7 protein-coding genes and 1 pseudogene are annotated in these 10,891 nt (G+C 36.8%); 3 read left to right on the top strand and 5 right to left on the bottom strand.

The genetic code is table 11. The features are described 5' to 3' along the window. A partial coding sequence (locus tag PLJ10_11240; GenBank protein ID HOK10220.1) for a hypothetical protein occupies positions 1–1,631 on the top strand: 1,631 nt, incomplete at its 5' end. Then, positions 1,615–3,858, top strand: a complete 2,244-nt coding sequence (locus PLJ10_11235; protein ID HOK10219.1) for a hypothetical protein — start codon at positions 1,615–1,617, stop codon at positions 3,856–3,858. The genes PLJ10_11240 and PLJ10_11235, both read left to right, overlap by 17 nt. Positions 3,859–3,862: 4 nt before the next feature. Here the strand turns inward: PLJ10_11235 and PLJ10_11230 are convergent, their stop codons facing one another. The 4 genes and pseudogenes from PLJ10_11230 to xseA form a co-directional block, all read right to left on the bottom strand. After that, on the bottom strand, positions 3,863–5,557 hold the full coding sequence (locus tag PLJ10_11230; GenBank protein ID HOK10218.1) for a hypothetical protein: 1,695 nt from the start codon (positions 5,555–5,557) through the stop codon (positions 3,863–3,865). A gap of 50 nt (positions 5,558–5,607) precedes the next feature. Then, positions 5,608–6,510 (bottom strand): polyprenyl synthetase family protein, encoded by a 903-nt coding sequence (locus tag PLJ10_11225; protein ID HOK10217.1) that lies wholly within the window; start codon positions 6,508–6,510, stop codon positions 5,608–5,610. 155 nt (positions 6,511–6,665) lie between these two features. Beyond that, positions 6,666–6,902 (bottom strand): annotated as a pseudogene (locus tag PLJ10_11220) (exodeoxyribonuclease VII small subunit). Then, positions 6,899–8,272, bottom strand: a complete 1,374-nt coding sequence (gene xseA, locus PLJ10_11215) for an exodeoxyribonuclease VII large subunit (protein HOK10216.1) — start codon at positions 8,270–8,272, stop codon at positions 6,899–6,901. Before xseA ends, PLJ10_11220 begins: the two are co-directional and overlap by 4 nt. Positions 8,273–8,410: 138 nt before the next feature. On the opposite strand from xseA, the gene PLJ10_11210 reads away from it, so the two are divergent. Beyond that, positions 8,411–9,094 (top strand): hypothetical protein, encoded by a 684-nt coding sequence (locus tag PLJ10_11210; GenBank protein ID HOK10215.1) that lies wholly within the window; start codon positions 8,411–8,413, stop codon positions 9,092–9,094. A 14-nt stretch (positions 9,095–9,108) separates the two neighbouring features. On the opposite strand, the gene PLJ10_11205 is transcribed toward PLJ10_11210, so the two are convergent. Then, positions 9,109–10,791, bottom strand: coding sequence for a bifunctional serine/threonine-protein kinase/formylglycine-generating enzyme family protein (locus tag PLJ10_11205; protein HOK10214.1), 1,683 nt, complete (start codon positions 10,789–10,791; stop codon positions 9,109–9,111). Positions 10,792–10,891 lie beyond the last annotated feature (100 nt).

The raw sequence follows: 10,891 nt of genomic DNA, 5'->3' as shown, positions 1-10,891 counted from the left end.
TTCTGGCAGTGTTAGCCGAGTTATTGTATGGCACACAAAAAAACACATTTAAATTATTATTATTTTCATCTCTACTGGGATTGGTTATCGGATTTGGGATTGGCTTTCGGCAGGATATGTTAATCCTATTCTTACCAGGATTTATCGCCGTGATTGCTATCGCTATTTATCGATTTTACAAAGAACATAAATTCGTTGTTCTTACTTCTATCATCTTATACTTTATTGCATTCTTTATTTCAGGTTTACCCATACTAACAGCAGTAGCTCAAGAAAAAGGGGCAGTATCAAGCCACTCTATTGTACAGGGACTCTCTACAACTGTGGAGAACACAGTTCTTGGGGGTGAATCATCATATCGGCTCGTTTATGAGCCTAACGATATGCTTGTCCATTCAACAGTGGTTAGCCATGCCCGTAGACTTGGTTACGATGAACCCTTTGATATGTATCTTTCACCTGCTTATGGAGAAGCAGGAAGATTATATTTCAAATCTGTTCTCTGGTATTTCCCTGCTGACTTATGGGGACGCACTTTATCTTCATGCGGTAATTGCTTCACTACTTTGTACTGCTTTGTCAAAGTACAAAAACAAAATTACCCTGAATTCAATATAGGTTCCTACATGTTTACAATCAGTGATTACTTATATCTCTGGGATAAACTTATTGCATATATCGGACCTTGGACACTTTTAGGAATAATTTTCATAGCAGGCTATAAAAATATATGGCGAGGTATTTTAACTGCTTTATTTTTAGGCTACTTGTTAAGTTATCCATCTCTACTATTTGAATATCGTCATATTGTTCATTTAACACCAGTCTTATATGCAATAGTGATACTAACTTTGTTAGACATTTTTAAAATCCCTTTCCTTCTACTTATAAATAGAGATAAAAACATTAATCAGAAAGGAGATATCGCAAAAGGAATTAAAAATGGTATCATTACCGTACTACTCGTTGTTATATCTTGCTCAGCTTTATACGGAATGTTATTACTTTGGCAAAACACACAAACACGAGAATTATTTTGCTCTTATCACAAACTAAACTGGGAAAAAATAGATACAACAGTAATAGATAATGGCACCTTATCCACATTCACTCCAGATAATCCTTTACCTGCCTTTGAAAAAGCTCCCCATTTACCACCTATGGAAACACCTTTTGAATTTTTACGAGCAGACTTTGCATTAGACAAACCCATCCCTATCAATTCGAGGTATGAACATACTTATCCAGCTATTGACTTTTCAGAACCCTTCGAACCCTTGATGCACCAATGTATAGTCGATACAAAAAGCATAAACAGGATAAGTATCTTTTTTCCAGTCTATCCTGCCTCAACTATCAAACCCCGAAACGAACTTATTTTCAATAATCAAGAACCTATTGAATGGGTAAGGTCGCACTGGTTAGGCATTGAGATACCTAAACAATACATTAAAACATTCCAAGGTCTATTTCGTTCTGAAAACACGGAAAGTGTCCCCTTACTTACAACTGTTGTTACAACAAATAATTGTGAGGTCGCTCAAAAATATAAACGTTGGACCATACCATGGAATCCTTTCAATGTTCATAAAAATATTAAGAAATTAGGACGATATGGAATTCAAGATTAATCCAAATATAATAGATAACAAAAGACAAGAAACACTATCTATAAAAGTCTTCTTCTTTTATACGATTTTATTATTAATCGGCATTATTATAAGGTTTTACCACCTACCTCGTGAGTCTATATCTCTTGAAGAATATGCGTGCATTGCAAATCTAAATCTAAATTCATTTCTGGAATTTATAGGGAAACAGAGGGAGACATACCCTTATGGAGGCATCCTCTTCCCAATATTGCAATTTATATGGAGTCAAATTTTCGGGACAAATATTGTTTCATTACGTATATTTAGTTTGATATTTTGGGTACTATTCTACTTCCTTTTATTCTTTTCATTAAAACGGTTAGAACACAAACAACAATTACCCTCTGGGATTACACTGTTTACATGCACGGGTATCGTTTTTGCACCTTCCCTTATTTTTCTAAGTCAAGAAGCCCGAATGTACATGGCATATATCTTCTTTGCATGGTGCTCTTTTCTACTGTTCTTAAAAATTATAACAGATAATCTCAAAAATCAAACATTACTTTTATGGCTTCTCGCAAATCAAGCCTTATTATGGACCCATCATACAGGGATTATTCTCTGGGCAACAGAATTCGCTATTGCACTTTTATTCCTATGGAAAGACAAAGAAAAATTAAAAATAGTATTTCGATATATTCTATTGCACCTAATACTCCTTTTACCATGGTTTGTATGGATTCTAACTATTCCACCACAACCAAAAGAACTACACCAATATTATTTACGCCCTGATTTCTGGGACGTGCTCCGTTTCCCATTTATTTTTAACCTTGTTAACATCGGCGGAATATGTCCTTCGGGAGTAGTCCATCCATGGCAAATACTACCTCCTTTCATTGCTCAAGCAATGAATTATGCTAAGCCCAGTTTCTCCTACATACTCATTATATTTGCCATTATAGGTTTTGTTGGCTTATGTTATACGTCTTTTTCTACTCTCCTTAAAAAAGATAGAAAAAAACATCTATTAATCACCCTTATTCTTCTTTACTTTATAATACCCCCAATATTACTATTTACATTAGCCCAGATAGGTCCACCTGTCTTTACCACCAGATATATCATCTATATCATGCCATTACACTTCTTAGGATTAGGACTTATCGCATCAAAGGCAAGGACAAGCATACAATATGTTCTTCTAATTATTATGAGTTGCGTTCTTTTATATCAATTTGGTCTAACAATTCCTGGACCTATGCGAATGGACTGGAAAGGCGTAGGAAAAGCAATTCAGAAAGACGCCACCCCTCATGATTTGATACTTATTCATGACCCATTTTGGACAACCATCTTTAATTTAAACAATAGTCATTTACAATTACCTGTTTCCGATGCATTTACGGAAGAAGGCTTGGCGAATTTAGCAAGCACATATCTGCTCTTCTTACATAAACAAAGAATCACAAAGTGTAATATATGGGTTGTTGAGCCCGATGTCCATACAGTAGGGACTTCTATTTTCTCTCCAATTCTCTTAAAACAGGGACTTTCCTTTTCAACACATTGTTTCTTTGGTGAGCAAAAAATATGGCTATACAAAATAACAGACAAGTCGGCAACAGAAGAATGTCAACAATCAATAAACATAACTGGAGAAAGTATTACTAAAAATTTATTCGAGAGGAAAATAAAATTATATGAAACCTTTGTAGAAAAACATCGATATGACCATGACCGAACTGAATTCCACTTTATCCGTTCTGCATTAGAATTAATGAAACATAAGCAATTTGACTCAGCCGACTATCTCATAAAAACAGGCTGGGAACGAAATCCAAACCTAATTCTCCAATGCTATGAATGGTTTTCAGAACTTCATGAAAACAGCATCAATAATAGTGTTCCCGATATAAATACATCTCTATATAATACTTTTTGGGAAGGAATTAAATGTCTGAATGAAAACGATTTTGACGGAGCCACTACTATCTTCGAAATGCTGATTAAAGATTATCCCAATGAACCCCTATTTTGGTGGTTATTAGCCCAAACTTATGATAATACGAATCTAACAGAACGTGCCGATTTCTGTTGGCAAGAACTATTTCGTCTATATCCTATTTTGCCTATTGGTTGGCATATTATTTACAAACCAGTAGTAATTACATGGAACAAACAGGAATTTAATCGTTTATTAATACGTTCTCAAAAACTCAATATCATCACAGACCATTTAAAATTAGATACTATCTCGTGACCCTTCATCTCGAATAATTTAACTTATATATCACAACTTCATTATCGTGATAACAAGTAGACAACCGTGTTAATCGGTCAAGAAGCCTCTTTTTCTCATCTTTAATTGGGACCAAAACATACTTTACATGATTTTCAATACAAAGTGAGATAAAATCGCTAAACCGCTCCTCTGATAATGCCTTCCACATCAAATCATAAAGCGAATATTCTAACTGCATATCAACATACGGATTCATATAAAACATCATAATATAAAATAACTTACGAGCCGATGGTAAAAGAACCCATACTGCTGTTCTTTCATCACTCAAAAACGTATCATAAGTTGAGGTATGATGCAATATCCAACGATAAGCTCCGTCGTACTTGGATACCTCATAAATTAATCGATTTGCCTCTCTACCACGATAAATTTCATGAAGAGGTGGGATGGGTTTAGGAACAGTATTTATGCAAATAAGAAATATCAAGGACAAAGAAAAAATATAGACACCTTTATAAAGCCAACGATTATTACTCACATACTTAAAAAGATTCACAATCCTATTTGCTATCTGAGCCACTCCATATATAAACCAGAAACCAATAAGAGCATGAATCGACATAAACGTATGATGTGGTGGAATAAAAGAAGGGAAAGTATAGCCATAATAAAACAAAAAATGACAAGCAAATTGCTGGAGAACAAGCAATAAGACAACACCCGTCCATATCTTCAACCAACGTATTTTCTCATCCCTCCAATGTATAAAAAGAAATATAATGGAAACAACCCCTATTACTGTAAAACCATTAAGATTTCTCTGCAAAGTAATTGGCAGATGTTTCCACTCCAATGCAGAAGTTACATACAAAGAAGGATATGGATTGCGAATAATAAATTGATACCTAAAAAAAATAGGGATCCAATATGGTGAGCTAACAATTAAAGCCAGAAGAAAAATCCAAAAAATCCGAAAAGCAAAAACATACCATGTTTTAATGTCCGAGTTTTTATAATTCTGCCAGATAATAACGAACGAATAGACGAGGATAAACAAACTTCCCTCTATTAATACAGCGGTATGAACTAAAAAACCAATTCCTAAAAGCACACCCGTGAACAAGGCATACCGAGTCCTTCTCTTCTCTATAAATATAAGAAATGTTAGCATCATCAAAAATAGAAATGATTTTCCCCATTGAGGTGCCAAAAGCCATGGAGAATAACAAGAATAAAACCATTCAGGAAGAAGTAAAGGGTGTCGTGCAAATAAACTGTATGTGAGTATAAAAAAACCACTCCACGGACCAAATCGATTCCATGCAAGTAATACCATAGTAATAGGTAATAACAATTGCAAAAAAGGACCTATACGGATACATGTTTCTGGAAGAGGTAATTGCAGGATATAACTCCACAATGCAATAATAGCCCCTGTTAATGGATTATACCAATTAACCTCTCCAGATAAAATAGGGTCCATAGGATAAGTGCCATCTAATATTGTTTGAGCAATCCCAATATCCCTCAAGGAGTCCCAATTAAATGGCCAAGTAAAAGGCTTTGAACTTATAATTCCTACCGCCAGAGCAAAACTTAAAAAGACAAGACACAGTATCGATACTATTAGTTTGTCCGATAGGCTGGAACCATAATCTTCTTGAGAATTTCCTCCTTGAATTAGTAACTTGCTTTCTTTTGTCTCAAAAATCATAATATGTTTTTAATATATTCTATTACCTATATTTTTATTCCTTAAATAAATCAATGGTCACGACAAAAAACGTATAGGGCTAATTGTCGAAACATTTCCGCTTTATCTCCAAAAGATTCTAACGCTATAATCGCCTCCCGTACATGCTCGTATGCAAATTGTCGGGCTTGTTCGAGCCCAAGTAATGCAGGATACGTTGATTTTTTATGTTTCTTGTCTGTTCCGACTGGTTTTCCCAAGGTTTTCTCATCACCAACTACATTCAAAATATCATCTGTTATCTGAAAGGCAAGTCCTAAATGCTCTCCGTAATCGGTCAACGCTTGAATCTGTTCAGGTGTAGCATTAGATAGGATAGCCCCACATCGCAAAGAGGTACATATCAAAGCACCTGTTTTTTTCTTATGAATTTGCTGTAATGTTTCCAAAGAAACCAGATGTCCTTCTGCATCCATATCTAAAAACTGCCCCCCTACCATACCATTCACACCTGCAGAATGAGCCACCTCAGCCACAACCTCTGCCTTACCTGTTCCAGCTAACAACTCAAATGCTAAAGTAAGCAGTCCATCACCTGCAAGTAAAGCCACCGCTTCACCATAAACTTTATGTAACGTTGGCTTACCACGACGAAAATCATCATTGTCCAATGCTGGCAAATCATCATGAATCAGTGAGTAGGTATGAATCATTTCGATAGCACATGCAATTGGCAAAACTCTATCAGTTTCCCCGCCCACCAGGTCCGATGCACCTAATACTAAAGCTGGACGTAGCCGTTTTCCTCCAGAGAATAAACTATATTCCATCGCATCAATTAACCCCGATATTGGACATTGTAATCGCTGGATATACGACCGCAGTGCTTTTTCTGTTTGTGCACCTTTCTCACTTAAAAACTGGTCTACTTGGCTCGGATTAAAATGCTTTATCAATGGAAAATCAGAATTCATCAAAACGGTAAATCCTCATTATCTGTTAAATAGAGGTTGCCCTCATTATTCTCCAATGTTGATTTTTTCGGTTTGGTAGAAGTCTTTTTATGATGCACCTTTTGAGAATCATCTGCAGTTTCTTCACGAGAAGCAGATTCCGCTTCTGATACATCAAAAGGTTGTGGTTCAATCTCACCTTCCTCATTCTGCAAAAGTATTTCAATCCGTCGTTCTGCTTCTGTTAGGGCTTTCTCACATCGTCGTGCTAAATGTATCCCTTCTTCAAAACGTTTTAACGATTCTTCTAAAGAAAGTTCTCCTTTCTCAAGGTCTTGAACAATTTGTTCTAATTTTTGCAAGTCCTTCTCAAAATTTCCAGGACGTTCCTTCTCTGGATTTTTTTCCTTCATTGTTTCCATTCCTTATCTTCCTCAATATTTTTTACAGTTGCATGGACATTTCCTTTTGAAAATTGAATTTTAACACAATCTCCAGGTTTTAGTTGAACAGATGAACGAACCAGGTCATGTTGAGGCTCAAGCCAGGTCAGTGAATAACCACGATTTAACACATTTAACGGACTTAACATTTCAAGCTTCGCAATACACGGCAAAAATAACGACCTTTTATTCTGCACAATATTTGACATTACTTGTTCTAACTGACTTGCAAGAAATATAAGTCTCTCTGTCTGCGTTTTAATACGCATTTGAGGTGACATAATTTGTAAAGCATATTTTACCTTCTGAAGCCTCTGGCTTAGTAAGGTTCGTTTCCAATTCCACCAATCTTCAAGTTGTTTACGATAGTCCGCCACCTGGAGTCTATATTCACGAAACATCGCTTCAACACTTTGAAATCCACGATGCCGAAGAGCCAATTGAAGACGATGCCGAAATACCTGTATCTTTTGGGATAAGAGATGTAGCACCTTCTGCTTTTTGGTCTGAATCATATCCCACAGTACTGTTTGGTCCTGAATAACCATCTCTGCCGCTGCTGATGGTGTAGGAGCACGCACATCTGCTACAAAATCTGCCAGAGTAAAATCAATCTCATGACCTACCGCAGAGATAATCGGTGTTTGGGCTTCATATATAGCACGCACTACCCTCTCCTCATTAAATGGCCAGAGGTCCTCTAATGAACCTCCGCCTCTACCAACAATAATAACATCCACACCATATCTATCCAGGAACCGAATCCCCTCTACAATTTCACTACTCGCTTCTTCTCCCTGTACTCGTGCAGGATATAAAATTACATGAATATTAGCAAACCGACGAGTTAAAACTTTCAAAATATCACGGATTGCCGCACCTGTTGGAGACGTAACTATACCAATTTTACGCGGGAGCATAGGCAATTTTTTCTTATGTGCTGGGTCAAACAATCCTTCCAACTCTAATTTCTTTTTCAACTGTTCAAAAGCAAGCTGTAACGCACCCAGTCCCTTGGGCTCCATTTGTCGAACTACAATCTGATGCGTCCCGCGACGTTCATAAACTGTAACCTGCCCTGATACAATAACCTCAATACCATTCTCTGGGGTAAATTTTAACAACTGCAAGTCACCCCCAAACATCACAGCACTAATCTCGCTTTCTGAATCCTTTAATGTGAAATATGCATGCTTTGATGAGGCAACCCTCCAATTAGAAATTTCACCTGTAAGCCAGATGTAACCGATCTCTTCCTCCAATAAAAAACGGATTTTACGATTCAGTTCGGACACAGTCCATATATGTTGTTCCGTTATCTCAGAAATCTGTTCAGACACAATCATAATACCTTTGTCATTAACCAACGTTTTATTTTGAGAAAGTTAATTATAATTCGTTTATTCAAATAAATACCAAAATGAATTGCCATAGATAAAATGATACAATGTTAATGAACTTAGAAAAAAGGTAAAGATATGATTTTAAATATTCGACAATTAAACAATTTATTAATTTCCATACTGGTCATTCTATTCCTCTTCCTATCCTGTAAACCCAAAGAAGTTAAACCTATCGAAGAACAGCCCCAAACAAAAGAACAGTATATAAAACAGCTTCACGAAATACTCAATCCACTCCGTGCTTTTATCCCTACGTCTCCTGAAACACCTACACCTGGCTTAAAAGAAGAAGTTCGTATACAAGTATTAAATGCACTATTTGAGTTCGTACAAAAAAATTCAGGAAATCCTACTGCTCAAGAAGCATGTAAAGAAGTATCCCAAGAAGTGGCTCAATGGGCAAAAATAGCCAAAGAACAAAATCGTTGGGTTTTAGCATTAGCGTGTATTGATGTGTTTGAACTACTTGGGGCAAGAAGTGAGGCTTTACAAAGGCTAAAAGAACGAGGCCAATTGCTAATCACAACTCCTAAAATAATGGTTCGCGGGTTCCTCGACGACAAAGAAACAGGGAATACAACTATCTTTGTTGAAGTAATTAATCGCCAAACAGGGGAATCAAAAAGGGTTGCAGCACGAGTCGGGGACGAATTTGACAATATTCGCGTCGTAGATATTATTCCATTCAAAAATATTGTTCGCTTCGAATATATTCCTATCGAAGGTATGTTCTTTGATGTTGAAGGTCCAAAATTCTGAGTTTCAAAATGTTTTTATTTTTTCAAAGGGAGAATACACCGAAAACCAACCGTATTTGTTCTTGTTTCGGGGAATAACCCCTTTCGTGCTGTACAGGTAATTTCATTACTACTGGAACTCCAGCAACCACCTCGAACCACCCGCAGTGGAGGATTCGGTATTTTATCAGGCTGTGAACGGGCAACCGAATACGGCAAGTAATAATCCCGAGTCCACTCCATTACATTACCAGCCAAATCACAGATTCCATCTGGCGTTCGCCCCTCTTCATGCATTGTAACAATAGAAGGTATGCCTAAATAATTATTATAATTGCAATGAATCGTGTCTGGAGGTGTGTTTCCCCACGGATACTTACGATTTTCCTTTCCACGTGCAGCAAACTCCCATTCTTTTTCAGAAGGAAGCATTTTTCCTGCCCATTGAGCATATTCATTTGCCTCAAACCACGAAATACCAACAATAGGTTGGTCTGGTCCGTTTAAAACAGGGTCATGCCAATAACGAGGTAATGGTGCCCCTATTGCCTCTATATATTTCTGATACTCCGCAACAGTCACAGGATAAATATCCATCCAGAATGGCTCAACAAAAACTTCCTCCTCTGGGGACTCCTCCACTACCTCATCATTACCCATTAAAAAATAACCCCCTTCTAAAAATACCATTTTCTCCGTTGATACATTTTTTTCCTTCTGTATCTTTGTAATAACATGGATTTTCTTTTCCGTATACGATTTCTCAAAACTTTCCTGTAATGCCTCACGGAATTCCAATGCGGTTTGCCAGCGGTCTTCACGTTCTTCTTTAAGTGCACGTTGTAATACATCGTTTATAGAAGGTGATACATCACTACGTAATTGTAATAAAGGAACATATTCATCAATAGGCGACCGTAGAGTTAACAGTTCATATAAAATTAACCCGACAGAATACAAATCTGCCCGCGTATCAATAGCCCACCTTTTCTTCTGCTCGGGAGATGCATAGGCATATGTACCAACAATACTTTTTTGTAATTTCGTTTCGCTACTCGCCGACTGTGATATAGACTCTTCTACCGCTAAAGCCAATCCAAAATCCAAAACTTTGATCTTCTCGCCTGGTAAAACCATAACATTCTCAGGTTTTAAGTCCCGATGTGTAACCCAACGATGTGCATACTCCAACGCCTGTAATATCTGCAAAGTAAATTGAATCCCTATACGGACAGGGATATATTTTTTCTCAATTCGATATTTTCGTAAAAGACTCCTCAATGATTGACCTTCTAAGTACTCCATACTTAAAAATAAAAAGCCTTCATTAGTCCAATCTACATCATGAACAGCAATGATATTCTCATGCCGTAACCGACGTGCCAACTGAGCCTCTTTAATAAATAACTGTGCCGCTTTCGGTGCTTTGAGTAAACTTGGATGCAAAAATTTAAGTGCAACTGCCTCATCCAACAATTCATCCTTCGCCCGATAAACATATCCCATCCCACCTTTACCTATTAACCCCTCTATAATATATCGGTCATCAATTCTATCCCCCTGTTTAAACTCAATATGGAACGAAGTATCTCCTGTCAGATTTGGAACGACTATTGGTTGATGGCAATTAAAACAATAACTCTTTCTACCCTGTACCACTGCAGGAACCCATATCTTCAAACCACAATTTTTGCATATCACTGAAACTATAGGTTGCATTCCTTCCCATCACTCCTTAAAATATTACCTATTCTAAACATTTCTCAGCCAATTTTGTGTATAATTAATCTAACCTTATTATCCTATAAATAAACGACGT

This window comes from Candidatus Hydrogenedens sp. (assembly GCA_035361075.1).
Lineage (GTDB): Bacteria > Hydrogenedentota > Hydrogenedentia > Hydrogenedentales > Hydrogenedentaceae > Hydrogenedens.
The sequence above is the reverse complement of the archived record's forward strand: the minus strand, read 5'-3'. Positions and strand labels throughout refer to the sequence as shown.

Excerpts from the sequence above, each read along its gene's own strand:
- PLJ10_11235 (HOK10219.1), top strand. The coding sequence starts at position 1,615 with ATGGAATTCAAGATTAATCCAAATATAATAGATAACAAAAGACAAGAA.
- PLJ10_11230 (HOK10218.1), bottom strand. The coding sequence starts at position 5,557 with ATGATTTTTGAGACAAAAGAAAGCAAGTTACTAATTCAAGGAGGAAAT.
- PLJ10_11225 (HOK10217.1), bottom strand. The coding sequence starts at position 6,510 with ATGAATTCTGATTTTCCATTGATAAAGCATTTTAATCCGAGCCAAGTA.
- PLJ10_11210 (HOK10215.1), top strand. The coding sequence starts at position 8,411 with ATGATTTTAAATATTCGACAATTAAACAATTTATTAATTTCCATACTG.
- PLJ10_11205 (HOK10214.1), bottom strand. The coding sequence starts at position 10,791 with ATGCAACCTATAGTTTCAGTGATATGCAAAAATTGTGGTTTGAAGATA.